Consider the following 23,291-nt stretch of genomic DNA (forward strand, 5'->3'; position numbering starts at 1 on the left):
AGCGGCCGTTCCCGTGGCCGCAAAAAGAAAGGCGGAAGCTGCAGTTGCGCTTCCGCCCATTTTATTGTTGCTTAGATCTGGCCGACCGCCTTTTCGGCAGCAGCGATTTCCGCCTGGCGGCGTGCGACTTCGTCGCCGATCGGCGGGCCGCGGAAGCGGCGCTTTTCGAAACCGAACCAGATGATCGCGGTCAGGACCAGGAAGCCGACGGTGATGTAGAGCGCCCAGTCGTTCGGCGGCTGGATGCCGAGAACGAAGATCAGCGCCATGGCGATGATCGAGAGCACCGCAAAGATCTTGAACATACCCTCGCCCAAGTCCCACGGGCCCATCTTGTCCCACTTCGACGTGCCCCAGGCGAAGAGGCCGAGCGTGATCGGGATCGCGAAGGAGAAGAACAGGAAGATGACCGTGCACGACACGACGATGGTGTAGACGGGCGTCTCGCCGATCGCGACCAGTGACGAACCCCAGACGAAGAGCACGGCGAGGATCGAGCCGGTCCAGATTGCTGCCACCGGCGTGCGGTAGGTCGGGCTGACCTTGGCGAGCGCCTTGGAGGCCGGCAGACCGCCGTCACGCGAGAAGGCGAAGATCATGCGCGAGACCGAGGTCACGGTTGCCAGGCCGCACAGCCATTGGCTGACGAGGATGGCGAGGTAGAGCACGTCCTTCATCACAGGGTGGACCTGTGCGTCCATGGCCCAGAAGAACACGTTCCAGCCCTGCTTGGCGGCTTCGTCCATGTTCGGGATCATCAGCACGAAAGAGCACAGCATGATGTAGCCGAACAGCGCCGACCACAGCACCGACGAGACCATGCCGCGCGGCACGGATTCGGCAGCTTTCACGGTTTCTTCCGAGGTATGCGCCGACGCATCGTAGCCGGTGATCGTATAGATCGGCAGAAGCAGACCGAGCAGGAAGACCCACGAGCCCGAGGTTGCCGGCCAGACATTGCCGCCGGCTTCACCGGAATAGTTGGAGAAGGTGAAGAGGCGGGCGATGTCGTAGCTGTCGGCAACGGCGAGGCACACGACAGCGAGCAGGATCGACGTTGCGAAGATCAGGTAGCCCGAGAAATCGGTGAGCTTGGCCGTAAGCCCAATACCCATGTGGTTGACCAGAGCCTGGGCGCCGGTGATGACCGCCAGGAAGATGATCCGCGTCAGCGTCGTATCCTCAAGGCCGAAATACGGTGTGCCGAACGAGCCCATGAAGAAGTAATAGGTGCCGACATTGATGGCGCCCAGCACAGTAACGAGACCGAGCAGGTTGAACCAGGCGGTCAGCCAGCCGGTGAAGCGGTTGCCGAGGATCGAACCCCAGTGGTAGAGGCCGCCGGCGGTCGGATAGGCCGAGCTGATCTGCGCCATGGCAACGGCAAAGACGAGCGAGATGAAGCAGCCGAGCGGCCAGCCGATGCCGATGGCGGCCCCACCCGCACCCGACGTTGCCTGGGCCAGCGAATTGATGCCGCCGGAGAGAATGCAGATGATCGAGAACGAGACCGCGAAGTTCGAGAACCGGCTCATTCGCCGCTCGAGCTCCTGGGCATAGCCCATCGAATGCAGGACCTGCATGTCCTGCTTTTTGTCGAGATCACTGTAGTCTGACATTTTTCTTCCCCTGATTTCTTCAGACCCGGCCGCCCCATTGCGGCAGGATCCCATCACTACCTGCCCCGGCAAGCCGGAACAGGACCGCGGCAAAGCCGCTCCCCAGGGTCTTTTATTGTGCTGAAAGTGCCGCCACGCCTTGGCTGAGCAACCCTTCCAGATAATCGGCCATGACCCTCTGGCCGATCTCGTTTCGAATGAGATCGTTGCGGATCTCGATCATCACATTCGGCAATCCGTTGTGGACGCCGTATTCGATCAGGCTATGCGTGACACCATCGGCCGGCCCGTAGGGCTCGTTGCGGCGGATGTCGTAGGCAACCTTGCCCTTGGTGGCGAAGGTCAGCATCTGGTCGGCGAGCCGGCTGTCGGCGTCATGCAATATGCCGACCTCGACGGAGCGCGGCTTGCCGAAATAGACGGGCGTGAACGAGTGCATGGTGACGACCACGGGCGGCTTGCCCTTCGCCTTGCGCTCGGTGACGAACCGGCTGACGGCGTCGTGAAACGGCAGGTAGATCTCGTCGACACGCGCCTGCCGCTCGTCCTCTGCCAAATCGCGGTTGCCGGGAACCTCGAAAACTTCGCTGACGGCAGGCATGGCGCCGTCGGCCTCCGGCGGACGGTTGCAATCATAGGCAAGGCGCGAGAAGCGCTGGTAAATCAGCGCCGCATCGAGCTTGCGCGACAGGAGCTCGGCAACGGCGAGCGCGCCGGGATCCCAGGCGATGTGGCTTTCGAGCGCCTGCTGCGAAAGGCCGAGCGACCCCAGCCGTTCGGGCACCCGGCGCGATGCATGTTCGCAAACGAGAACGATTTCGCCTCTGCCGGCCGCATTCTCGATCGCAACCGGATCGCCATCTGTATCGGTCAAAAGTCGCGTCAACACCGGCATCCCCTCTTGCCCCGTTAGACGTTCATTAATGAAAAGATTTGTTCAGAGATTAGCCAGTGTCAATCGAAATCTGAAACGATCTCTTCAAAATTGCGATTGACTCCAATTGTGACAGCGATGTTTAATCTGTCACAAACTGGCATTAGACCAGTTCAGGGGAACCGATTTGACCAGCAAGGCGACATCCACGACGGTGTCGGATGTGATCAATGCCCACTTCACCGCGCTGACCCGCGCGGAAAGGCAGTTGGCGGAGACACTTCTCGACAATTATCCGGTCTCGGGACTCGGTTCGATCACCACGGTCGCCGAGAACGCCGGCGTGTCGACACCAACAGTCGCCCGCATGGTGCAAAAGCTTGGTTTCAAAGGCTTTCCCGATTTTCAGTCGCGGCTGCACCAGGAGCTGGAAGCGACGATTTCCAACCCGATCACCAAGCATGACCGCTGGGCTGCAAGCGCGCCGGGTACCCACACGCTCAACCGCTTTGCCGACGCCGCCATGAACAACATGCGCGAGACGCTGTCGCAGATCGAACCGCAGGAATTCGACGAGGCGGTAGCCCTTGTCGCCGACCGCAAGCGCAACGTCTATCTGCTGGGCGGCCGCATCACCCGCGCCGTTGCCGATTATCTCTTCACCCACCTGCAGGTCATCCGCCCTGGCGTCACCGAAATCGCCTCCAATGCCAGCGCCTGGCCGCATTACGTGCTCGACATGCGCCATGGCGACGTGCTGATTCTCTTCGACATCCGCCGCTACGAGCAGGAGATGGAGACACTCGCGAAATCCGCCCGCGACCGCGGCGTCGAGATCGTGCTCTTTACCGATCGCTGGAGTTCACCGGTCGCCAAATCCGCCTCCAAGGTCTTCCGCTCGCAGATCGAAGTGCCGTCCGCCTGGGACAGTTCGGTGGTCATCCTGTTTCTGGTCGAAGCGTTGATCGAAGCCGTGCAGAGCTCCAACTGGGACGCGACACGCGACCGGATGAAGACGCTCGAAGGGCTGTTCGATTCGACCCGCATCTTTCGCAAACCGGTTTAGGAGGGACAGCCGGAACGTTCACGAAGTTTTATGCACATGTGTCTCAGTGAAGGCGCCGTGTCGGAAAAAGATTTGTTCTTCCAACGACATGGGCGGCGCGAACAGACAGATCGCTGTCACACAAGTTTCATAGCATCTCTTTAACAGCATCGCCGAAATTGACTGAAAACCCATAAGGAGAACGCCAGTGATTTCAACGACTCAACGCCTGCTCTCGCTTTCCACCGCCATTCTCTTGGCAACGACGGCCATTGCCGCTGCCGAGCCGAGCGCAGAGCTCATCGAAGCTGCCAAGAAGGAAGGCATGCTGACCACCGTCGCCCTGCCCCACGACTGGTGCGGCTATGGCGACGTCATCGCCGCCTTCAAGGCCAAGTATCCGGAAATCCAGGTCAACGAACTGAACCCCGACGCCGGCTCTGCCGACGAAGTCGAGGCCGTCAAGGCCAACAAGGACAACAAGGGCCCGCAGGCGCCTGACGTTGTCGACGTCGGCCTTGCTTTCGGTCCGCAGATGAAGGCCGAAGGCCTGCTGCAGCCCTACAAGGTGTCGACCTGGGACGAAATTCCTGACAGCGTCAAGGATGCCGAAGGCTACTGGTACGGCGACTATTACGGCGTCATGTCCTTCCTGGTGAACAAGGACCTCGTCGCCAACGCGCCGAAGGACTGGGCCGACCTCTTGAAGCCGGAATATGCCGGCCAGGTGGCACTCGCCGGCGACCCGCGCGCCTCGAACCAGGCGATCCTCGGCGTTCTCGCTGCTGGCCTCGCCAAGGGCGCCAAATCCGGCAAGGAAGCCGGTGAAGCCGGTCTCGCCTACTTTGCCGAGTTGAACAAGGCCGGCAACTTCGTTCCGGTTATCGGCAAGTCCGGCACGCTCGCCCAGGGCTCGACCCCGATCGTCGTTGCCTGGGACTACAACGCTCTCGGCTGGGCGAAGACGCTTAACGGCAACCCGCCGACCGAAGTCGTCGTTCCTGCAAGCGGCGTTCTCGCCGGCGTCTACGTTCAGGGCATCTCGGCCTATGCGCCGCACCCGAACGCCGCCAAGCTGTGGATGGAACACCTCTACTCCGACGAAGGTCAGCTCGGCTGGCTGAAGGGCTTCTGCCACCCGACCCGCTTCAACGCCATGGTCAAGGCCGGCAAGGTTCCGCAGGAGCTGATCGACGCCCTGCCGCCGGCAGCTGCCTACGAAAAGGCCTACTTCCCGACGCTCGAAGAAGTCGATGCCAACAAGGCAGCGGTCACCGGCGCCTGGGATTCCGTGGTCGGCGCCAACGTTCAGTAAGCGTTTCCACAATCATGCTGCCCCGGCCGGTTTTCCGGCCGGGGCAGATGCGATATCGATAAGCAATTCAATGAACGACCGCGTCCGTAACGCGGCTTCTCGGGGCGAACGGAATGTCATCTGCTCACACCGGCGCCAGGCCACCTGCGCGCCGTCTTCCGCTTCACTGGCTCGGCGTCCTGCCCTTTGCAGCGTTCGTGTTCCTTTTTCTGATTCTGCCAACGATGAAGATCGTGGTCGGCGCCTTCCAGACGCCTGATGGCAGCTTCACCTTCGACAACATCATCGGTCTGTTCACGCCGTCGATCCTGTCGGCCTACTGGATCTCCATCAAGATCAGCATCGCCTCGGCGCTTCTCGGCTGCCTGATCGGCTTTGCGATTGCGTCTGCCGTCGTCTTCGGCAGTCTGCCGAAATGGATCCGCGGACCGCTTTTGACCTTTTCCGGCGTCGCTTCGAACTTCGCCGGCGTCCCGCTCGCCTTCGCGTTTCTCGCAACGCTCGGCCCCGTCGGCATCCTTACCGTGTTCCTGCGCTCGAACTTCGGTCTCGACCTCAGGCTGCTCGGCTTCAACCTCCTGTCCTTCTGGGGGCTGACCGTCACCTATCTGTTCTTCCAGATTCCGCTGATGATCCTCATCATCACCCCGGCTCTCGACGGATTGAAGCGCGAGTGGCGCGAGGCTGCCGAAATTCTCGGTGCCACCGGCCTGCAGTACTGGCGCATGGTCGCCTTCCCGATCCTGCTGCCTTCACTTCTCGGCACCCTCGCGCTCCTCTTCGCCAACGCCTTCGGAGCCGTCGCGACGGCGATCGCGCTCACCGGCTCGTCGCTCTCGATCGTCCCCATCCTGCTCTTCGCCCAGATCCGCGGCGACGTTCTCGGCAATCCGCACCTCGGCTACGCACTCGCCTTCGGCATGATCGTCGTCACGGGCATCGCGAACGCGATCTACATCTGGCTTCGCGCCCGCAGCGAGAGGTGGCTGAAATGAAGAAGATATGGGCCTGGGGGGCCCTCATTTTCGGCCTCCTCTATTTCACCCTGCCGCTCATCGGCATGACGAACTTCTCACTGAAGATGCGTCGCGGCGAGTATTCCTTCGACGCCTATGGCAAGGTCTTCAGCGATCCGCGCTTCCAGGAGACCTTCACCTATTCCATCATGCAGGCGCTGTTCACCATCGCCTTCGGCGTGCTGCTCGTGGTGCCGACGGCCTACTGGGTTCGCCTGAAGCTGCCGCGGTTGCGGCCCTACATCGAGTTCATCACGCTGCTGCCGCTCGTCATCCCGGCGATCGTCATCGTCTTTGGCTATATCCGCCTCTACAACACCTCGAGCTGGCTGCCGCTGACCGGATCGATCGCGGGCACCAATGTGCTTCTGATGTTCGGCTATGCCATCCTCGCCCTTCCCTACATGTACAGGGCCGTAGACACCGGGCTTCGCACGATCGACATCGCCACACTGACAGAGGCCGCTCAAAGCCTCGGCGCGGGGTGGGCGACCATTCTCGGCCGGATCATCCTGCCGAATGTCCTGGTTGCGGTGCTCTCCGGCGCCTTCCTGACATTTGCCATCGTCATCGGCGAATTCACCATGGCAGCGCTTTTGAACAGGCCGGCCTTCGGTCCGTATATGCAGCTTCTGGGCGCCAACCGCGCCTATGAGCCAGCCGCCCTCGCCGTCATCGCGTTCGGCATCACCTGGGGCTGCCTCGGCCTCATCCAGCTCGTCTCGCGCTTCCAAAAAAGCGCGCCTCCCAAGGCCTGAGGATCGGTTCATATGAGTTTCCTGACACTGACCAACATCCAGAAATCCTTCGGCCCCGTGCAAGTCGTGCATGGCTTCGACATGGCGATCGAGAAGGGCGAGTTCGTCTCGTTCCTTGGGCCCTCGGGCTGCGGCAAGACCACCGTCTTGCGCATGATCGCCGGCTTCGAGACGCCCTCCAGCGGATCCATCGTCATCAATGGCAAGGACCAGGGCACGCTGAAACCGAACCAGCGCAACATCGGCATGGTGTTCCAGGCCTACGCTCTGTTTCCGAACATGAACGTGCACGACAACGTCGCCTTCGGCCTGAAGGTCGCCGGTGCTCCGAAGGCGGAGACCGACACGCGCGTCAAGCAGATGCTGAGCCTGATCAAGCTCGAGCACCTGGCCGACCGTTTCCCCTACCAGCTGTCCGGCGGCCAGCAGCAGCGCGTGGCGCTCGCCCGCGCGCTCGCAGTCAAGCCGCAGGTGCTTTTGCTCGACGAACCACTGTCGGCGCTCGACGCCAAGATCCGCGTGTCGCTACGCGAGGAAATCCGCCAGATCCAGCAGCAACTCGGCATCACCACCGTCTTCGTCACCCATGACCAGGAAGAGGCGCTGTCGATCTCGGATCGCATTGTCGTGATGAATGGCGGCCGTGCCGACCAGATCGGCACGCCGTTCGAGATCTACAACACACCTGCCACCCGCTTCGTCGCCTCCTTCGTCGGCACGCTCAACATCATCGAGGCCAAGGTCGCAGACCCGGCCACGGGCGCCGTCGCCATTGGCAACCAGCAGGTCTCGCTGAAGGAGCAGATTGCCGGCATGAAGGGCGGCGACCCGATTTCGCTGGCGCTGCGCCCGGAGGCAGGCTCGATCGCCGACAGCGCCAAGGGTGATACGGCACTGACCGGTGAAGTGGTTTCGACCAGCTTCCTCGGCTCGGTCATCCGCACCAAGCTGCGGATCGGCGGCGATGTCATCTCTTTCGACATGTTCAACGACCCCGGCCTGACGCCGCCGACCTTCGGCGACAACGTCACGCTGCGTTTCGCCGCCAAGGATCTGCTGGTCATCCGCGAGTAGCCGAGCGTTGAAAGGTCAACCGTCGCTGGAATCATTTCGCCCGGCGGCGGCCGGCCTTGGAAAAATCTGTCGTAATTTCCAGGATTTTCGTCGCGCCACGCGTTTGACCACGCGTGGCCGATCTATATAGTCGGCCCTGTTCTCAGGGCGGGGTGAAAGTCCCCACCGGCGGTAGCGATCGCTACAGCGCCGCGCGTCCTAAAGACGCGCAAAGGTCGCTGTAGAACTTGAACGTGCTGCATGTTTTGCCCTTAAATCGGTGAGATTTAAGGAAACATGCAGTGATCGAAGCCCGCGAGCGCCTTGGAGCCGGCAGTGGTTCCAGGGGTCAGCAGATCCGGTCAGATTCCGGAGCCGACGGTTAGAGTCCGGATGGAAGAGAGCAAGCAGGAACGTGGGCCCCATCGCGGGGTTTCGCGCGCATGCATGTTCGCCCGACGGGAAAATTGGAAACGCCAAACCCTGGAAGGCTTGAGACCATGACTATTCTTTCCCACCCCACCGCCAAGATCGCGATCGTTCGTGCCCGCTGGCACGCCGACATCGTCGACCGCTGCGTCGACGCCTTCGTCGCGCATTGGGCGAAGCTGGGCGGCTCGGCTGCCGATGTCGAGGTCTTCGACGTGCCGGGCGCACTCGAAATCCCGCTGCATGCCCAGAAGCTCGCCAAGACCGGCCGCTACGCCGCGATCCTCGGCACCGCCTTCGTCGTCGACGGTGGCATCTACCGGCATGACTTCGTCGCCGGCACCGTGCTCGACGGCATGATGCGCGTTCAGCTCGACACCGACGTGCCGGTGCTTTCCGCCGTGCTGACCCCGCACAATTTCCAGGAAAGCGCGCCGCTGATCGCCTTCTTCCGCGAACACTTCGTCACCAAGGGCGAAGAAGCCGCCAATGCCTGCGCCCAGATCCTCGACGCCCGCGCCAAGCTGGCGCTGGTCAACGCCTGATCTGACGCCACACCGTATCGTAACCGGCAGCCCCTCATCCGGCCTGCCGGCCACCTTTCTCCCCGCCTGGCGGGGAGAAGGACGTGCGTCGCGCGCTCTCGCGTCCAAGCACCGTCATCCGATGGCCACAGCCTTTGCCACCCTACGCTGCGGTCGTCGGTACCGGCAAAGCGGATGGCAAGGCTGTCGGACGAAATAGCACCGCAGGGCTTACGGCGAGTGAAAGCGCACGCGACCGTCCCCTCTCCCCGCCTGCGGGGAGAGGGCTAGGGTGAGGGGCAGCTTTGCGCAAAACGGGTGAAGAACAAATCCAAGTGAAGGCCCCGACCCCATTCTTGAATCAACCTCTGAACCACCTGAATCGACCCGCCAGCAACGGCCCTCAAACCGCTGTTTCGACTCAGTAATTCCAGCGGCTCACTGCGCCGGCTCGGCCTCGGCGAGGCAACGTTCCAACGCCGCCATGCGGTGACGATGGCCCGCCGCCTCGAAGCCGACGACTGTCACGAACGGCGCGAACATCACGACAATCAGGCAGACCGCCATGTCGACGCCTGCCATCGCCGCTGCGATCGACGCTGCCAGCACAAGCACCGTTCCGGCGAGCAGCCACGCATGCAGCGGCTCCGCCTGCCGCAGCAAATAGGCATACATGCCGTAGACCAGGCCGATGTAGGCGCCGACCGGGATGACCACAGTCAGCACCGCTGCCAGCGAGCCGATATGTGCCTTGTGCTCGATGTAGTAGGCAGCGACATGCAGGCCGGCGCCGGTCGCTACGATCGCGGCGAAGATGAACATGTGGCCATAGCCCCAGACGAAGGACCGCTTGCGGTGCGCATGTAGCACCTCTGCACTCGGCAGCAGGAAATAGATCCACCACATGCCGAAGGTGAGGCCGGTGCCGGCCAGGCAGACGAGCGCCACGTCGAGGTTCCAGCCCTCCCCGTCGACAACGGCGGTGATCGAGGCGACCGTGCCGACCACACCTTCGCCAAGCGCGATGATCGCCAGAAGGCCGTAGCGCTCGGCGATATGGTGCGCATGCCAAGGCGTGCCACCATACCGCGTCTCGGCGATATAGGGCCCAAGCATCTCGATCGCCGTCAGCACCACCACCATCGCAATGGACACGCTGAGCGAGAAATCGAAGAAGATCAGCACGATCCAGCCGAGCTGGGCGATGCCGATGGCGATCACATAGGTCATGCAGGCACCGCGCCGCTGCGGATCCTGCCGGGTGGCGCGCAGCCACTGGAAGATCATCGCCACGCGCATGACGACATAGCCGAGCACCATCACGCCATTGTCGAGATGCCCACCCACGTCGATCGAGTGGAACATGGCGGGAAGGCCGATTGCCAGTATCAGCACGCCGACCATCTGCACCATGGTGACGCAGCGAAACACCCAGTCGTCAGTGTCATAGGCGGAGGCGAACCAGGTGAAATTGATCCAGGCCCAGCAGATGGCAAAGATCGCGAGCGTAAAGCCGATCAGCCCTGCCTTGAAATGTCCTTCGGCCATCAGATGCGCAAGTTGCGATGCGGCAAGGCTGAAGGCGATGACGAAGGTCAGATCGAACAGAAGCTCGAGCGTCGTTGCCGTGCGGTGGTGTTCATGCGTGTCGCGGCCACTCATGCGCGCCAGGCGATGGGCTGTGGCACGGGGTGGCGTCGTGGTGGCGTCGGACATGGATCGGCATTCCTCGCAGACGGGATGATATGCAAGAATATTCAAATATTTTCAGAAGCTTCGTCAAGCGGGCAGTGCCAGATCACCCAGCATTGGCTGAACATGAAAACGCCCGGCATCTCTGCCGGGCGTCTCGCCGCAATGCGCGAGGGAGGATCAACGTGCATGGCGGTATCAGCGCATTTCCAGGACACATGCGAAGCCGTTCGCCGCCAGGAATTGCGTAAAACGATGCGAGAGAGCGTCTCCGTGGCCCGGTTCAGGCCGGAAACGCTCTCTTGCCCGGTTGAATTACTTCGCCGCGTCGAGACGATCGATCGCGTCGACATTGCCGGCCGACGGGCCGTTCGGGTCGAACTCGGAGGCGAGCCAGGCATCGACGATCGATTTGGCCAGTTCCGGCCCGATGACGCGTGCGCCCATGGTGATGATCTGGGCGTTGTTCGACTTAGCAGCCCGCTCGGCGGAATAGGTGTCGTGGGTCAGCGCGGCGCGGATGCCCGGCACCTTGTTAGCCGAGATGCAGACGCCGATGCCGGTGCCGCAGAAGAGGATGCCGCGCTCGTTCTCGCCGTCGACGATGGTCTGCGCCAGCTTCTGCGACAGGTCGGCGTAGAAGCCGGACTGGCTGAGGTCGCTGACCTCGAGGCCAGCTTTGCTCTTCAGGTGCGCGGCGATGACGTCGAGCAAGGGCTTGCCGGCGCTGTCTGCTCCGATTGCGATCTTCATGATGGTTCCTTTCCGTCGTTTTGGTTGGCGTGCAAGGGGCTCAGATCGCCCCGGAGACACGCTTGAGAATGTCGAGATAGCCGTTGACGTCCCAGGCCGAGCGGCCGATGAACAGGCCGTCGATATGCTTCTCAGCGATCAGTTCCTCGCAATTGCCGGGATTGACGCTGCCGCCGTAGAGCACGGGCACGCGCACGCCGAGTGCGGCTTCAGCCACATCGGCGATGCGCTTGTGGCGCTGGTCGGCATAATCGGATGTTGCCGGGATGCCGTTGACGCCGATCGCCCAGACCGGCTCGTAGGCAAGCAGGATCGTCGCCTTGCGGGCGTCGCCGTCAAGAAGCGCCAGCGCCCCTTCCACCTGCCGCTTCAACACGGCATCCGCCTCGCCCGCCTCGCGCTCGGCAAGCGTCTCGCCGATGCAGATCAGCGGCACGAGGCCGTGGCGCACGGCTGCCGCCGTCTTCAGGCCAACGGTCCGGTCGGTCTCGCCGAAATGCTCACGCCGTTCGCTGTGGCCGAGCTCGACCACGTCGAGATTGCAGTCCCTCAGCATCACCGGCGACACCTCGCCGGTCCAGGCGCCGGCATCATCCCAATGCATGTTCTGTGCGCCGACCTTGACGCTGGTTTGAGCCAGCCGGTCCTTGACCTGACGAACGGCGGTAAAGGGCGGAATGACGAAACGCTGGATGCGATCGTCGCGCGCTGCGTCCGCTGCCGCCAGTCCGTCGGCAAAGACCATGGCCTCGGCCAGCGTCTTGTTCATCTTCCAGCTTGTGCCCACCCAGAGCTGCGGCTTGGTCATGTTTTCTCCGATACTTTTTGTGTGTCGACCTTGACCAGGCGTACGCCGGCTTCGCTCAGCGCGTCGGCATGCTCATCCGCCACTTCGGCGCCTGTCAGCACCGCGTCGAAGGCGTCGAGCCCGGTCAGGAAATGCAGGGCGGATCGCCCGAACTTGTCGTGATCAACAAGCAGATACTTGCGCGCCGCCGATTTCACCATCAGGCGCTTCGCCTGCACGACCTCCTGGTCCTGGTGGAAGGCTGCCGTGCCAGCGACGGCGGAGCTGGAGAGGAAGGCGATGTCGACGCGCAGCGAGCGCAGCGCCTCTTCCGTCACAATGCCAAAGAAGCCATTGAACTTCTTGCTGTACTGGCCGCCGAGCGCGATCACGTTGATGCCCGGCGCGCCGGAGAGGCCTGAGATGACGCCGAGATTGTTGGTGATGACGGTGAGCGGCCTGATGTCCCGGATGCAGGCAGCAATCGCGCCAGCGGTCGAACTGTCGTCGATGAGGATGCTCTGCCCCGGCTCGATCAGACCAGCCGCATATTCGGCGATCCGGTTCTTCTCGGCGGCGGCAATCTTCTCACGGTAGCGGAAATCGCTTTCGAACTGCGGGCTCGACTGGATCGAGGCGCCACCATGCACCTTGCGCAACAGGCCGGCCTGTTCAAGGTCGTCGAGGTCGCGATGCACAGTCATCTTGCTGACGCCGAAACGGAGCGAAAGATCCTCGACGGACGCCGTGCCGGCCTCCATCAGAACATCCATGATCGCCTGTCGCCTGTCTTCCGGCTTCATCGCCATCCGCCTCGATCCGATGGCGTAGGAGTACGCCATCACTCCCGGGAAGATAACATCGTAATGTTATATTTCAATATCGATGGTGAGATTTTGTGATTTTTTAATGTGATCTTGATGATCGATTGAAGCCCGTGTCGATGTAGGGCTCCCAGAACTCCACGGATTCCCGGATCATATCGACGACATTGTGATCCGTTGGCTCACGCTCGCGGAAGGAAAGCTCCAGGCAGATCTCGTTGTCGGTGCCGCCGCCAGCCTTGACCGCGTCGATCAGCTTTTCCGGCGTGATGCGTCCGTCCTTGTTGTAGGCGGCGGTGAACGGCCAATGCCCGCCCTTGTTCATCGATGACTGCTTGATGTGGATGATCGGCGAGCGCTCGGGAAAGGCGCCAGCCCAGGCATAGGGGTCGATATCATCGGGATCGTCGGAGGTGACGTCGCCGTGGTCGATATCGACCATCATCTTCATCGGGATCGGCAGGCCGGCCTCTGCCAGCCGCCGGTCGAGCGCACGGCACTCGGCGATCGTGTGGCCGAACTCGCGGCCGACCGACATCGGCTCCCAGAAGACATAGGAAAGACCGGCCGCCTTGCCGTGCTCCGCCACCTCGCGCCAGCAGTCGATGGCGATCTTCATCAGCTCCTCGCGCCGCGCCGGGTCGTCGTAATCCCGGAGCGTGAAGATCGCGAACTGCGTGCCCATGCCGGAAGCGCCGAGCTCGGCGGAGATATCAGCGAAGGTCTTGAACCAGTCGACGTAGTAACGCCGCACATCCGGATCCGGGTGGCCGAAATGATTGAGCCTGCCATAGGGCCCGGTCATGCCCGAGGTGATCTTCACGCCGGTGCGGGCGAGTGCCGCCCTGAACTGGCGTATGGTCTTGGAGATCGTCGCCGCCGGCCAGCCCGGATTGACGAACTCGTGCGTCAATTGCACGTAGCCGATGCGGATCTGTTCGCCGATCGTCTCGATCAGGTCGTCGGGTTCGGCAAAGCGGTTGACCAGCGGATTGGTGTTGAGCGACAGCGTGAAGGCCAAGGCAGCACTCCTGACTACCAGAGAAATTTCGGAAGGATGAAATCGGGAGTAGCGCCATGGTCGGCAAAAAGCGCTTGCCGCTCCGCGTCGGAGGCATGTTCCAATATGCCCGTGGTCACCAGCACCGAGCCGAGCCCGGCACTCGCCGCGCCGGCGATATCGTGCTCGATGCTATCGCCGATGGCGCAGACACGCGACGGATCGGGACGGCCGAGAAAGTCGAGGGCAAAATCGTAGATGTCGGAGAAGGGTTTGCCGATCCAGCGCACCTTGCCGCCAATGTCCTCGTAAAGCTCGGCGATCCGCCCGGCGCCGAAGGCCGTTCCGGTCTTCGTCAGCATGACCTTGTCGGGGTTGGTGCAGAGGCACGGCACGCCGCGTCGCGCCGCCGGCGCCAGCAGCGCCTCGTAGTGCGACAGCGGCAGCACATCGCCTTCGCTTGCCGCCAGCAGCACAAAGTGCGCCTCTTCACCCCAGTGAGTGCGTTCAAGATCGAGCCCCTTCAGCGGCGAGAGGTCGCCGTCACGGCTGACCAGGAGGCATTTGCGGGGCAGCCCGCTTGCCTGCCTGCCTTCGCGCTTCAGGATCTGCCAGGCCACCTCGCCCGAAGTTAAAAACCAGTCCCAGCTGCCGGCGACGAAGCCGAGGTCGACGAGGCGACGATCGTTTTCCGCCGAGCGCTTGCCGGAATTGGAGAGAATGACGATGCGCTTGCCCTGATCCTTCAGCCGCACCAGCGTCTCGGCGGCGCCGGGATAAGGCCCGCGACCGTCGCGCAGCACACCGAACTGATCGATCAGGAACGCATCGTAACGATCGGCGATATCGGCAAGGCCGGTGATGTCGGTTGTCATAATATACCTGCCTGTCTTGCGCCCATGAGCGCCAGCCGCGCCGCGCCGGCCGCGGCTTCTTCGGAGCGCACCGCCAGGAACGGCACGCCGAGCTTGCGTGCGCGGATTGACGACCACACGCCATTTTTAGCACCGCCACCGACGGTGCGGATGGAGCCGAGCTTCGGCCCGCCAAGTGCTGTCAGCCTGTCATAGGCGAGGCTTTCGACACCGGCGATGCCCTCGAAGATCGCCTGCAGAAACACGGCATCATCCTCAGGCCGCGGTGTCATGCGCGGTGCCAAGTGCGGATCGGCGATCGGAAAGCGCTCGCCCGGCTTGGTCAGCGGATAATAGTCGAGCCCGGTATCGCTGGCCGGATCTATGCGGGCGGAGAGCGCCTCGATTTGTTCGCCGGAGAAATGCGCCGCCAGAACCACGCCGCCGGTGTTCGACGCGCCGCCAGCCAGCCACATGTCGCCAATGCGGTGGCTGTAGAGCCCGTATTCCGGCGCAAACAGCGGCCGGTCGGAAAGCACCTTCACCGTCAAGGTCGTGCCAAGCGCGCTGACGCCATCACCTGGCCGGTCAGCGCCCGTCGCCAGGAACGAGGCGCAGCCATCAGTGGTGCCTGCAACGACGACCACCTCTCGCGAAAGGCCGAAAGCTTCGGCAGCCGCCGGCGAGATCGTCGCCACCGGCTCGCCGGCAGGCAGCACCTCCGGCAACAGCCCTGTGTGCGCATCGGTCTTCTCGAGCCAGTCCGGCCAGCATCGCGTAATCGGGTCGTAGCCGGTCTTCAAAGCATTGTTCTCGTCGGACACATCGTAAAGCCCGGTAAAATGCCCGGCCAGCCAGTCGGCCTGGTGGATCACACGGAAGACGCCCGGCACCGACTGGAATGTCAGCACCTTGGCAAGCCCTGATGTCGCGCCGTGAGCGGCACTTTCCTTTGGCGCATGGGCGGCAATCGCCTGCAGGATTGCAGCATCGGCAACCGCATCGTTGTACATCATCGGGCGAGCGAGCGGCGCGCCGTCAGCGGCAACCGGCAGCATCGTTCCAGAGGTGCCGTCGATGCTGATCGCCCGGATCACACCGCGATCGACCGCGGCGAGCACGTCGCCAAGTGCCGCCCGCACCGCCTTCCACCAACCGATAGGATCGCGGTGATCGTCCGAGAAGGCAGAAAGCCTGGCGGCGCCAGACGCGGCAATCGCGCCATCGGATGCCATCGCGACGGCGCGCGCACCCGAGGTGCCGATATCGATACCGACGACGAGAGCGTCGTTTCTTGCGTTCATTGCAGCGCCTGCCCTGCCCGGTTGAGTTTCTGGCGATATTTCTCCGCGTCCCAACCGAGCAGCTCCGCATTTTCGGCGGCGCTCAGGTAGCGCAGCCGCCCGCTCGCCGGGATGCGGGCCGTAACGTCGGCGAGACAACGCGCCATGGCAAGCGCACCGGCGGAAATGCTCTTCTCGACCAGCACGCCCTTTCCGGGAAAGAGCAGAAGCGGCGGCAGGCTTTCGCCCCGCTCCGTCCTGCCCTTCTCGATCGAAGCCGCTGTCTCGCCGGGCGCGGCGATAACGGACCCCTTGCCGAGGAAGATGACATGGTCTGGATAGAGGCTGCCGCCGGCGGCAATCCGGCAGCTTTCCAGATCGGTTGCGACCGCATGCAGCCTGATATCGTCGGGCAGGCAATATCCACTATCAACGGCAAGGCGCGACAACACCGCGAGGTCCGCCGCGGGCGCCGTCCGGCGTTGTACGGTCAGCCGCCGAGAGACATCGGTCAGAAGGATCGCCGCATCGGCGACCGTCTCGGCGGCAACGGCCAGGCCGTGATTGCCGAGGATCAGCACTGAGGTCTTCTCCTGCATTCGCTCGGCAATCGCCCGGGCGAGCGGTAGTCCCGGCCGCGCATAGGGCACGAAGACATGTGGGATGCCTGCGAGACGCTCGGCGGCAATAGCGGCGCCGTTCGTTTGCACAGCCGTCGCGATGGTCTCGACGCAATGGACGTGGATCACCACCTTCTGCGGCATCAGCGCGTGCACGGTCGTCTCGATCGAGGGCCTGAGGCCGGAAGGGTTCATCTCGGAAATGACGAAGTCCTGCGCCTTCTCGGCGGCGGGATCGTTGCGATCCAGCGCTTCGAGCAAAGGGTCGAGCGCCACCGGCACCATGACATCACGCTGCCGGGCATGGGCAAGCCAGAGGCCGGAGGCCTTGATCCAGAGCGTGCCGACCTCCTTGATCGACGTGTTGCCGCCCGCCCCCTGCACCAGTAGTGGATCGGCGCCGACACGCGCCGAGATATCCAGCAAGGCCTCGAATTCCAGACTGCGCATTCCCACTCTCCTTCAGGCAGCCGCCTGCTGGCGTTCCAGCCAGCCGGTGAAAGCCTGTCGTTCGGCCGGCGTCATGTGCAGGCCATGTTTCGTGCGACGCTCCAGCAGATCGTCAGCAGTCATGGCCCATTCGTTGTCGATCAGGAAGCGGGCCTCGCATTCGCGAAACAGCGGGCTGAAGACGGCACCGAGATCGTCGAGCGACCGGGCATTGCCGATCAGGTCATGCGCGCGCGTACCGTAGAGCCGCGCATAGTGCTTGGCGAGATCCGCCGTCAGCCAGCGATAGCGTGCCCTGAGATCGCCAAGAAACTGCTCGAAATCCGCATCGGCCATGTCGCCCCCGGGCAGATGCGCCTTTGCCGTCCAGGCCGCGCCCATCTGAGGGAAAAACGGTTTCAGCCGCTCCAGTGCATGCTCCGACAGCTTGCGGAACGTGGTGATCTTGCCGCCGAAGACGGAGAGCAGCGGAGCCTGGCCGTTTGCGGCATCCACCTCGAAGATATAGTCGCGCGTCACTGCCGACGGGTTCTCGGCATTGTCGTCATAGAGCGGCCGCACGCCTGAGAAGGAATGGACGATATCGTCCTCGGTCAGTTGCTGCTTGAAGTAGCGGTTGACCGATTTCAGGAGATAGGCGATCTCGTTGCCGTCGGCCGACACGTCCTCGGGGCGTCCCTCGTAGGGGATGTCAGTGGTGCCGATCAGTGCCAGATCGTTCTGGTAGGGATTGATGAAAATCACCCGCTTGTCCGGGTTCTGCACCAGATAGGCCTGCCGCCCCTCCCAGAATTTCGGCACGACGATATGGCTGCCCTTGACCAGCCGCACGCTGCGGCTGGAATTGAGCCCGGCGACCCTGCCAATGATGTCGTTGACCCAGGGTCCGGCGGTGTTGACGACCGAGCGCGCTTTGACGTCGGACTTCACACCCGTGCGCAGATCCGTCATCTCCACCTGCCAGAGGCCGTCGACGCGGCGGATGGCGCTGCAGGCGGTACGGGTCAGGACGCGCGCGCCCTTCTTCTGCGCATCGAGCGCGTTGAGCACGACGAGCCGGGCGTCATCCACCCAACAGTCAGAATATTCAAAGGCCTTGCGATAATCCCGCTTGATCGGAGCGCCCTCCGGTGCGGTCCTCAGGTCGAGGCTGCGCGTGCCCGGCAGGCGCTTGCGACCTCCGAGGTGGTCGTAGAGGAAAAGCCCGAGCCGGACGAGCCAGGCGGGCCGGTCGGCCGGATTGTGCGGCAGCACGAAACGCATCGGCCAGATGATGTGCGGCGCGGAAGAGAGCAGCACCTCGCGCTCGATCAGCGCCTCGCGCACCAGCCGGAACTCGTAATATTCGAGATAGCGCAAGCCACCATGCACAAGCTTGCCCGAGCGCGAACTCGTGCCCTGCGCCAGGTCGTCCTTCTCGCACAAAAGCACCGAGAGCCCGCGTCCGGCGGCGTCGCGCGCGATGCCCGCACCGTTGACGCCGCCGCCGACGACGAAAAGATCATAGAGTGCAGTCTCGGAACCCACGGTCTTGTCCCCCGTCATCAGCACGGATTGACCGGCGGCAGGCCGGCGATGTAGCGGCGCACTTCTTCCGCCGCCATCTCGGCGGCAAAGGTGACGGTGCGCACCGAGGCGCCGGCGATATGCGGCGTCAGCGTCACGTTCGGCAGCTGCAGCAGCGGCCAGTCCTCCGGCACCGGCTCCACCGAGAAGGTCTCGAGCATTGCCGCCGAGAGATGCCCGCTCACCAGGTTCTCATAGAGCGCGTCATAGTCGCAGAGCGGCCCTCGCGCCGTGTTGACGAAGATCGCGCCGGGTTTCATCTTGGCGAAGGTCTCGGCATTCATCATGTTCCGGGTTTCCTCGGTCACGCGCGGGTGCAGCGTCACGACGTCGGAGCGCGACAGGAGGTTGTCGAGCGAGACGTGCTCGACCCCGCCGTTGAGGTCGTCGGCCGACAGTTGCACATAGGGGTCGTGCACCAGGACCTTGGTGCCAAACGCCCGGAGCAACCGCACCACCTTGGTGCCGATATTGCCGTAGCCGATGACGCCGACGGTCAATTCTGAGAGTTCGCGGCCGGTGCGGTCGGCGCGGTAGAGATCGCCGCGCCACTCCCCCTTGCGCAACGCCTCGTGGCCGGTGCGGATCAACCGCGTCTCGGCGAGGATCGCGCCAAGCGTGAATTCGGCAACGGCACTGGCATTTCGGCCGGGCGTGTTGACGACGCTGATGCCGGCGTCGCGTGCGGCCGCCATGTCGATGTTGACAGGGCCGCCGCGCGAGACGGCAACGAGCTTCAGCTCGGGAAGCGAGGTCAGCATGCCTCGCGACAGGGGCGCCAGTTGCGTCACCAGGATTTCGGCGTCGCCGATGAACTCGATGATATCGTCCGCCTTGCCGAGATACTCTTTCAGGCCGTCCATGCCTTCGACGGCGTAGCCATGTTCCATCGGCACATCCGGCCAGGGCAGTTCGAGGGTGCGGATGTCATGGCCGTCGCCGCTTGCTTCGACGATCTTGTCGCGAAACACGTCCGGCAGCATGAACCGGTCGCCGATGATGGCTATCTTCTTCATTTCAGTCTTTCCTGTTGTGGTCCCGCGGCCGCACCCTCAGATAGGGCGTGCCACACGGGGCGAAGCGCGATGCGCGACTGCTGGTAGGAGGGGAAGAGACCGTCGTAACGGCGCGCCAGCGCCTCGTCGGCCGGTTCGGCGGCACGCTGGTGCGGCGACACCCAGTCGCGCACGCAGTCTGCCATCGAGGGATAGATGCCGAGCGACACGGCGGCGATCATGGCGGCACCCGCCGCCCCCGCTTCCTCCCGCTCACTGGTCTGGACGCTGGCGCCGAGGGCGCCCCCAAGAATGCGCCGAAGCGAGGCGCTGCGCGCCGCACCACCGGTCAGCCGGATGCGGCCGGGAAGCGGCCCCATTTCGGCGTAGCAATCGCGCGCGGCCATGGCGAGCCCGTCGAACACCGCCTTCACCATGTCCCCGAAACCGTGGGTGATCGACAGCCCGACAAAGGACGCCCGCGCCGAAGCGTCGACGAAGGGCCCCCGTTCGCCGGCTTCCGAGATATAGGGCTGGAACATGAGCGAGCTATCCTTGGCCTCAGCCAGCCAGCCGTCGACGTGGGACAGAAGCTCAGCCTTGGTCTTCTCGACGCCCATGCCCTTCAGGAGCCCGCCCGCGACCGAAAGGATCCAGTCGATATTCAGCGTTGCCGCCATGTTCGACTGCATCTGCGCGTAGGTGCCTGCGATCGGCATGCACATGGTGTAGCCGGTGAGATCGCGGTTGAGCCGCACGTCGTCGGCGCTGGTCGCAAGTCGCATGTGCATGCCTGTCGAGCCGATGATTGAGCAGCCGGTGTCGGTGCCGGGATCGTAAAGCCCGGCGCCAAGGGCCGTGCAGACCACGTCGACATAGCCGAGCACCACCGGTGTGCCCGTGGGAAGGCCGCTGGCGGCAGCCGCATCCGTCGAGAGCAGATGATGCGATGTCGCCCCGTCGACGATCTCCGGCAGGAAATGCTTGAGCTTTTGCAAGCCGAGAAAACGGATGACGTCGTCGTTATAGCTGCGGGTGCGGAAGTTGCCGAAGGTGAAATTGGCTTCGGACGGATCCGTCGCGCGCATCTGCGTCAACTTAAAATAGAGCCAGTCCTTGCAGTGGAACGTGGTCGCGACACCCGATAGCATTTCCGGCGCGTTGTCGCTCATCCAGCGCAGTTGCGCGCCCTGCTGGCAGGCAGCAAGCCCGGAGCCGGTGCTGGCAAAACGCTCGACATCACCGCTATCACCCCGCAGCCGCAAGACGGTGTCGCCGGCGCGCGCGTCGAGCCAGAGCCAGCCCTTGCCGATCGGTTCGCCTCCCTTGTCGATCATCCAGGTGCCATCGCCCTGGCCTGTCACCGCGATCGCGGCAACGCGGCCCGGGAGGTTCTCGATCTTGGCCGACAGCTCCGTCAGGGTGGTGACGGTATCGGCCCAAGTGCGGTTGAGATCCTGCACGCTGCCGGTCCTGCCGACGGCCTCATAGGTGTTCGGCACCGCGGCCATGGCGAGCTGCCGCCCGCCGAGGTCGAAGGCCACCGACTTGATGACCGACGTTCCCGCATCGATACCGATGAGGATGTCCCGCATCAGGCAAGCTCCTCGCCATGGCTGATCGCCTTGCCGCTGTCGCCGTCGAACACGTGCAGGCTGGACGGGTCGAGGCGAATGCCGATCGGCTGACCGACGGCAAGTTCCGTGCGGTCATGCTCCACCAGCACCATGGTGCCACCGGCAAAATCCGCGGCGATATGCGTCTGGTCGCCGAGCCACTGGTTGACGGCCACCCGGCCGGCGACCCCGTCGGCGCTGCGGCGCACGGAGTAAGGCCGAATGCCGAGCACCACCTTCTGCCGCTTCATCAGCGCATCACGCACGGCATGGGAAAAGTCCGACGCCGGATATTCGAGCCTGACGCCATCCTTGAGGCCGAATGAGACCCTGGTCTCGGAACCGGTGATGCTCGCCTCGAACACGTTCATCGGCGGCTCGCCGACGAAGGTGCCGGTGAAGAGATTGGCCGGACGCTCCTTGATCTTCTGCGGCGTATCGAACTGCTGCAGCACCCCGCCCTCCATGACGGCAATGCGGTCGGCAAGAGCGTTTGCCTCCGTCTGGTCGTGAGTGACGAGGATCGCCGTCAGCCCGCGCTCCTTGATGTAGTGCTTGATGCGGCCGCGCAACACGGCGCGCAGCTGTGGCTCGAGCTGGCCCATCGGCTCGTCGAGCAGGTGCAGGCTGGCGTCGCGGATCAGCGCTCGGCCGAGCGAGGCGCGCTGCTGCTGGCCGCCGGAGATCGAGCTCGGATAGCGCCCGAGAATGTCCTCGATTTCCAAGAGCTTGGCGATACCGGCCACCTTGTCGTCGACGACGCTTTGCGACAGCTTGGAAGCCTTGAGCGCGAAGGCGATGTTCTCGCGCACCGTCAGCGGCGGGTAGAGAGAATAGCCCTCGAAGGCCATGGCGACGTTGCGACGCACCGGTGCAAAGGTCTGCACCTCGCGTCCGCCAAGCGAGATCGTGCCGCGCGACACAGCCTCGAAACCGGCGATCATGCGCAGCGTCGAGGTCTTGCCGCAACCGGACGAGCCCAGAAGCGCGATGATCTCACCCTTCCTGACGTCCATGTTGAGCTTCTTGACGGCGTGCACGCCGTAATCGACGGGTCCATAGAACTTGTCGACGTCCCGGATCAAAAGAGCGGTGTCAGTCATGCCGCTTCTCCATTGCGCTTGGATTCCATGTCGGCGCGCGGCAGAAGCCGGCCACTCGCCTTGTCGAAGAGGAAGGCCTGGGCGCCGTTGACGGCGATATGCGCGGGGCCCGCCACCGGCCCGGGCGTTCCGGCCGGGCGCGACACCAGGATTTCGCGACCGCGCGCCGTCATCGCCAGTGTCACGGTCTTTTCGTTGAGCGGCGTTTCCGCCTCGACCGTCACGGGAATGGCCCCGGGCGTCGAGGCATCGACAAAGACGATGGTTTCCGGGCGAAGACCGAGGACGCAGGACTGACCCGAGACGTCGCCGTCATAATCAGAAAGCCGCACCCGGACGTTGGAAAGTTCGACGAAGACGCCGTCGCCGCTCTTTTGCGGCGTCACATCCAGTAGGTTGATCGTCGGATCGCCGAAGAGGCGGGCAATCTCGATATCGGCGGGCGCGTTGTAGATCTGCTGCGGGGTTCCGATCTGGCGGATGCGGCCCTGCGACATCACGGCGATCCGGTCGCCGAGCGCCATCGCTTCCTTGTAGTCCTGGGTGACGTAGACGACCGTTGCGCCCTGGGCGGCCAACAGCCGCGGCAGTTCCAACCGCATCTCAAAGCGCAGTTTCGCATCGACATTGCGCAAGGGATCGTCGAGCAAAAGCAAAGGCGGCGAGCCGACGAGCGCACGGGCAAGCGCCGTGCGCTGCTTCTGGCCGTTGGACAGCGCCTTCGGGTGATGGCTCAGCACATGGTCGATCTTGAGCAGCTTTGCGACCTTGTGCACGCCGGCGGCAATCGCATCCTTCGACGACCGCGTCGCCGTCAGCGGGCTGGCGATATTGTCGAAGGCGCTCATGTGCGGAAAGAGCGCAAAGTTCTGGAAGGCCATGCCGACACCGCGATGCTCGGCATCGACATCGGTCATGTCCTCGCCGCCGATCAGCACCCTGCCCTCGTCCGGCTCGATGACGCCGGCGACCAGGCGCAGGAGCACCGTCTTGCCGGAACCGGACGGGCCAAAGAGCACCAGGCGTTCGCCATTGGCGACGTCGAGCGACAGGTCGTCGAGAACCGTATGGCTCTTGTAGCGCTTGACGATGTTTTGCAAGTGAAGCGTCGTCAT

Annotated in this window: 21 protein-coding genes and 1 riboswitch; of the genes, 6 read left to right on the top strand and 15 right to left on the bottom strand. The window is 63.4% G+C overall.

Going from position 1 to position 23,291, the window contains the following annotated elements:
* Positions 1-71: 71 nt before the first annotated feature.
* Both LPJGGPFB_RS15105 and LPJGGPFB_RS15110 read right to left on the bottom strand, forming a co-directional pair.
* Entirely contained in the window at positions 72-1,619 is a 1,548-nt protein-coding gene (locus LPJGGPFB_RS15105) for an amino acid permease (protein WP_173420645.1), read from the bottom strand.
* 112 nt (positions 1,620-1,731) lie between these two features.
* Positions 1,732-2,505 (bottom strand): N-formylglutamate amidohydrolase, encoded by a 774-nt coding sequence (locus tag LPJGGPFB_RS15110; RefSeq protein ID WP_173421056.1) that lies wholly within the window; start codon positions 2,503-2,505, stop codon positions 1,732-1,734.
* Positions 2,506-2,680: 175 nt separating this feature from the next.
* Between LPJGGPFB_RS15110 and LPJGGPFB_RS15115 the strand changes: the two genes are divergently transcribed.
* The 6 genes from LPJGGPFB_RS15115 to LPJGGPFB_RS15140 all read left to right on the top strand — a co-directional run bounded on the left by LPJGGPFB_RS15115 (position 2,681) and on the right by LPJGGPFB_RS15140 (position 8,654).
* Positions 2,681-3,559: a MurR/RpiR family transcriptional regulator gene (locus LPJGGPFB_RS15115; protein WP_173420646.1), complete on the top strand. Its 879-nt coding sequence runs from the start codon at positions 2,681-2,683 to the stop codon at positions 3,557-3,559.
* Between the two features lie 187 nt (positions 3,560-3,746).
* The gene (locus tag LPJGGPFB_RS15120) at positions 3,747-4,853 is read left to right on the top strand and encodes an ABC transporter substrate-binding protein (protein ID WP_173420647.1); all 1,107 of its coding nucleotides are present in this window, start codon (positions 3,747-3,749) and stop codon (positions 4,851-4,853) included.
* A gap of 113 nt (positions 4,854-4,966) precedes the next feature.
* Positions 4,967-5,848 carry an ABC transporter permease gene (locus LPJGGPFB_RS15125; protein WP_173420648.1) on the top strand — a complete coding sequence of 294 codons (882 nt, stop codon included), beginning with the start codon at positions 4,967-4,969 and terminating at the stop codon, positions 5,846-5,848.
* Positions 5,845-6,627: an ABC transporter permease gene (locus LPJGGPFB_RS15130; RefSeq protein ID WP_173420649.1), complete on the top strand. Its 783-nt coding sequence runs from the start codon at positions 5,845-5,847 to the stop codon at positions 6,625-6,627. The genes LPJGGPFB_RS15125 and LPJGGPFB_RS15130 overlap by 4 nt, the downstream gene beginning before the upstream one ends.
* A gap of 12 nt (positions 6,628-6,639) precedes the next feature.
* The gene (locus tag LPJGGPFB_RS15135; protein WP_173420650.1) at positions 6,640-7,701 is read left to right on the top strand and encodes an ABC transporter ATP-binding protein; all 1,062 of its coding nucleotides are present in this window, start codon (positions 6,640-6,642) and stop codon (positions 7,699-7,701) included.
* Between the two features lie 134 nt (positions 7,702-7,835).
* Positions 7,836-8,089: riboswitch (FMN riboswitch) on the top strand.
* A gap of 91 nt (positions 8,090-8,180) precedes the next feature.
* Positions 8,181-8,654: a 6,7-dimethyl-8-ribityllumazine synthase gene (locus LPJGGPFB_RS15140; protein WP_173420651.1), complete on the top strand. Its 474-nt coding sequence runs from the start codon at positions 8,181-8,183 to the stop codon at positions 8,652-8,654.
* A 417-nt stretch (positions 8,655-9,071) separates the two neighbouring features.
* Here the strand turns inward: LPJGGPFB_RS15140 and LPJGGPFB_RS15145 are convergent, their stop codons facing one another.
* From LPJGGPFB_RS15145 to LPJGGPFB_RS15205, 13 genes are all read right to left on the bottom strand, one after another.
* Positions 9,072-10,349 carry a low temperature requirement protein A gene (locus tag LPJGGPFB_RS15145; RefSeq protein WP_173420652.1) on the bottom strand — a complete coding sequence of 426 codons (1,278 nt, stop codon included), beginning with the start codon at positions 10,347-10,349 and terminating at the stop codon, positions 9,072-9,074.
* 291 nt (positions 10,350-10,640) lie between these two features.
* Positions 10,641-11,078: a D-erythrulose-4-phosphate isomerase gene (derI, locus tag LPJGGPFB_RS15150; protein WP_173420653.1), complete on the bottom strand. Its 438-nt coding sequence runs from the start codon at positions 11,076-11,078 to the stop codon at positions 10,641-10,643.
* Positions 11,079-11,118: 40 nt separating this feature from the next.
* On the bottom strand, positions 11,119-11,886 hold the full coding sequence (locus LPJGGPFB_RS15155; protein ID WP_173420654.1) for a triose-phosphate isomerase: 768 nt from the start codon (positions 11,884-11,886) through the stop codon (positions 11,119-11,121).
* On the bottom strand, positions 11,883-12,668 hold the full coding sequence (locus tag LPJGGPFB_RS15160) for a DeoR/GlpR family DNA-binding transcription regulator (RefSeq protein WP_173421057.1): 786 nt from the start codon (positions 12,666-12,668) through the stop codon (positions 11,883-11,885). The genes LPJGGPFB_RS15155 and LPJGGPFB_RS15160 overlap by 4 nt, the downstream gene beginning before the upstream one ends.
* Before the next feature lie 103 nt (positions 12,669-12,771).
* Positions 12,772-13,710, bottom strand: a complete 939-nt coding sequence (locus tag LPJGGPFB_RS15165) for a sugar phosphate isomerase/epimerase family protein (protein ID WP_173420655.1) — start codon at positions 13,708-13,710, stop codon at positions 12,772-12,774.
* 14 nt (positions 13,711-13,724) lie between these two features.
* Positions 13,725-14,564, bottom strand: a complete 840-nt coding sequence (locus LPJGGPFB_RS15170; protein WP_173420656.1) for a TIGR01459 family HAD-type hydrolase — start codon at positions 14,562-14,564, stop codon at positions 13,725-13,727.
* Entirely contained in the window at positions 14,561-15,847 is a 1,287-nt protein-coding gene (locus LPJGGPFB_RS15175; protein WP_173420657.1) for an FGGY-family carbohydrate kinase, read from the bottom strand. Before LPJGGPFB_RS15175 ends, LPJGGPFB_RS15170 begins: the two co-directional genes overlap by 4 nt.
* Positions 15,844-16,896 (bottom strand): class II aldolase/adducin family protein, encoded by a 1,053-nt coding sequence (locus LPJGGPFB_RS15180; RefSeq protein WP_173420658.1) that lies wholly within the window; start codon positions 16,894-16,896, stop codon positions 15,844-15,846. Before LPJGGPFB_RS15180 ends, LPJGGPFB_RS15175 begins: the two co-directional genes overlap by 4 nt.
* 12 nt (positions 16,897-16,908) lie before the next feature.
* Positions 16,909-18,441 carry a glycerol-3-phosphate dehydrogenase gene (locus LPJGGPFB_RS15185; RefSeq protein WP_173420659.1) on the bottom strand — a complete coding sequence of 511 codons (1,533 nt, stop codon included), beginning with the start codon at positions 18,439-18,441 and terminating at the stop codon, positions 16,909-16,911.
* On the bottom strand, positions 18,441-19,478 hold the full coding sequence (locus tag LPJGGPFB_RS15190) for a 2-hydroxyacid dehydrogenase (protein WP_173420660.1): 1,038 nt from the start codon (positions 19,476-19,478) through the stop codon (positions 18,441-18,443). The genes LPJGGPFB_RS15185 and LPJGGPFB_RS15190 overlap by 1 nt, the downstream gene beginning before the upstream one ends.
* The gene (locus LPJGGPFB_RS15195; protein WP_173420661.1) at positions 19,475-21,052 is read right to left on the bottom strand and encodes an FGGY-family carbohydrate kinase; all 1,578 of its coding nucleotides are present in this window, start codon (positions 21,050-21,052) and stop codon (positions 19,475-19,477) included. The genes LPJGGPFB_RS15190 and LPJGGPFB_RS15195 overlap by 4 nt, the downstream gene beginning before the upstream one ends.
* Positions 21,052-22,176, bottom strand: coding sequence for an ABC transporter ATP-binding protein (locus LPJGGPFB_RS15200; RefSeq protein WP_173420662.1), 1,125 nt, complete (start codon positions 22,174-22,176; stop codon positions 21,052-21,054). Before LPJGGPFB_RS15200 ends, LPJGGPFB_RS15195 begins: the two co-directional genes overlap by 1 nt.
* Positions 22,173-23,291, bottom strand: coding sequence for an ABC transporter ATP-binding protein (locus LPJGGPFB_RS15205; protein ID WP_173420663.1), 1,119 nt, complete (start codon positions 23,289-23,291; stop codon positions 22,173-22,175). Before LPJGGPFB_RS15205 ends, LPJGGPFB_RS15200 begins: the two co-directional genes overlap by 4 nt.

The organism is Ensifer adhaerens (genome assembly GCF_013283195.1).
In the GTDB taxonomy this organism is placed as follows: domain Bacteria; phylum Pseudomonadota; class Alphaproteobacteria; order Rhizobiales; family Rhizobiaceae; genus Ensifer; species Ensifer adhaerens_G.

Excerpts from the sequence above, each read along its gene's own strand:
- LPJGGPFB_RS15105 (WP_173420645.1), bottom strand. The coding sequence starts at position 1,619 with ATGTCAGACTACAGTGATCTCGACAAAAAGCAGGACATGCAGGTCCTG.
- LPJGGPFB_RS15190 (WP_173420660.1), bottom strand. The coding sequence starts at position 19,478 with ATGAAGAAGATAGCCATCATCGGCGACCGGTTCATGCTGCCGGACGTG.
- LPJGGPFB_RS15155 (WP_173420654.1), bottom strand. The coding sequence starts at position 11,886 with ATGACCAAGCCGCAGCTCTGGGTGGGCACAAGCTGGAAGATGAACAAG.
- LPJGGPFB_RS15175 (WP_173420657.1), bottom strand. The coding sequence starts at position 15,847 with ATGAACGCAAGAAACGACGCTCTCGTCGTCGGTATCGATATCGGCACC.
- LPJGGPFB_RS15135 (WP_173420650.1), top strand. The coding sequence starts at position 6,640 with ATGAGTTTCCTGACACTGACCAACATCCAGAAATCCTTCGGCCCCGTG.
- LPJGGPFB_RS15130 (WP_173420649.1), top strand. The coding sequence starts at position 5,845 with ATGAAGAAGATATGGGCCTGGGGGGCCCTCATTTTCGGCCTCCTCTAT.
- LPJGGPFB_RS15160 (WP_173421057.1), bottom strand. The coding sequence starts at position 12,668 with ATGAAGCCGGAAGACAGGCGACAGGCGATCATGGATGTTCTGATGGAG.
- LPJGGPFB_RS15125 (WP_173420648.1), top strand. The coding sequence starts at position 4,967 with ATGTCATCTGCTCACACCGGCGCCAGGCCACCTGCGCGCCGTCTTCCG.
- LPJGGPFB_RS15180 (WP_173420658.1), bottom strand. The coding sequence starts at position 16,896 with ATGCGCAGTCTGGAATTCGAGGCCTTGCTGGATATCTCGGCGCGTGTC.
- LPJGGPFB_RS15205 (WP_173420663.1), bottom strand. The coding sequence starts at position 23,291 with ATGACGACGCTTCACTTGCAAAACATCGTCAAGCGCTACAAGAGCCAT.
- LPJGGPFB_RS15185 (WP_173420659.1), bottom strand. The coding sequence starts at position 18,441 with ATGACGGGGGACAAGACCGTGGGTTCCGAGACTGCACTCTATGATCTT.
- derI (WP_173420653.1), bottom strand. The coding sequence starts at position 11,078 with ATGAAGATCGCAATCGGAGCAGACAGCGCCGGCAAGCCCTTGCTCGAC.
- LPJGGPFB_RS15195 (WP_173420661.1), bottom strand. The coding sequence starts at position 21,052 with ATGCGGGACATCCTCATCGGTATCGATGCGGGAACGTCGGTCATCAAG.
- LPJGGPFB_RS15200 (WP_173420662.1), bottom strand. The coding sequence starts at position 22,176 with ATGACTGACACCGCTCTTTTGATCCGGGACGTCGACAAGTTCTATGGA.
- LPJGGPFB_RS15170 (WP_173420656.1), bottom strand. The coding sequence starts at position 14,564 with ATGACAACCGACATCACCGGCCTTGCCGATATCGCCGATCGTTACGAT.
- LPJGGPFB_RS15145 (WP_173420652.1), bottom strand. The coding sequence starts at position 10,349 with ATGTCCGACGCCACCACGACGCCACCCCGTGCCACAGCCCATCGCCTG.
- LPJGGPFB_RS15140 (WP_173420651.1), top strand. The coding sequence starts at position 8,181 with ATGACTATTCTTTCCCACCCCACCGCCAAGATCGCGATCGTTCGTGCC.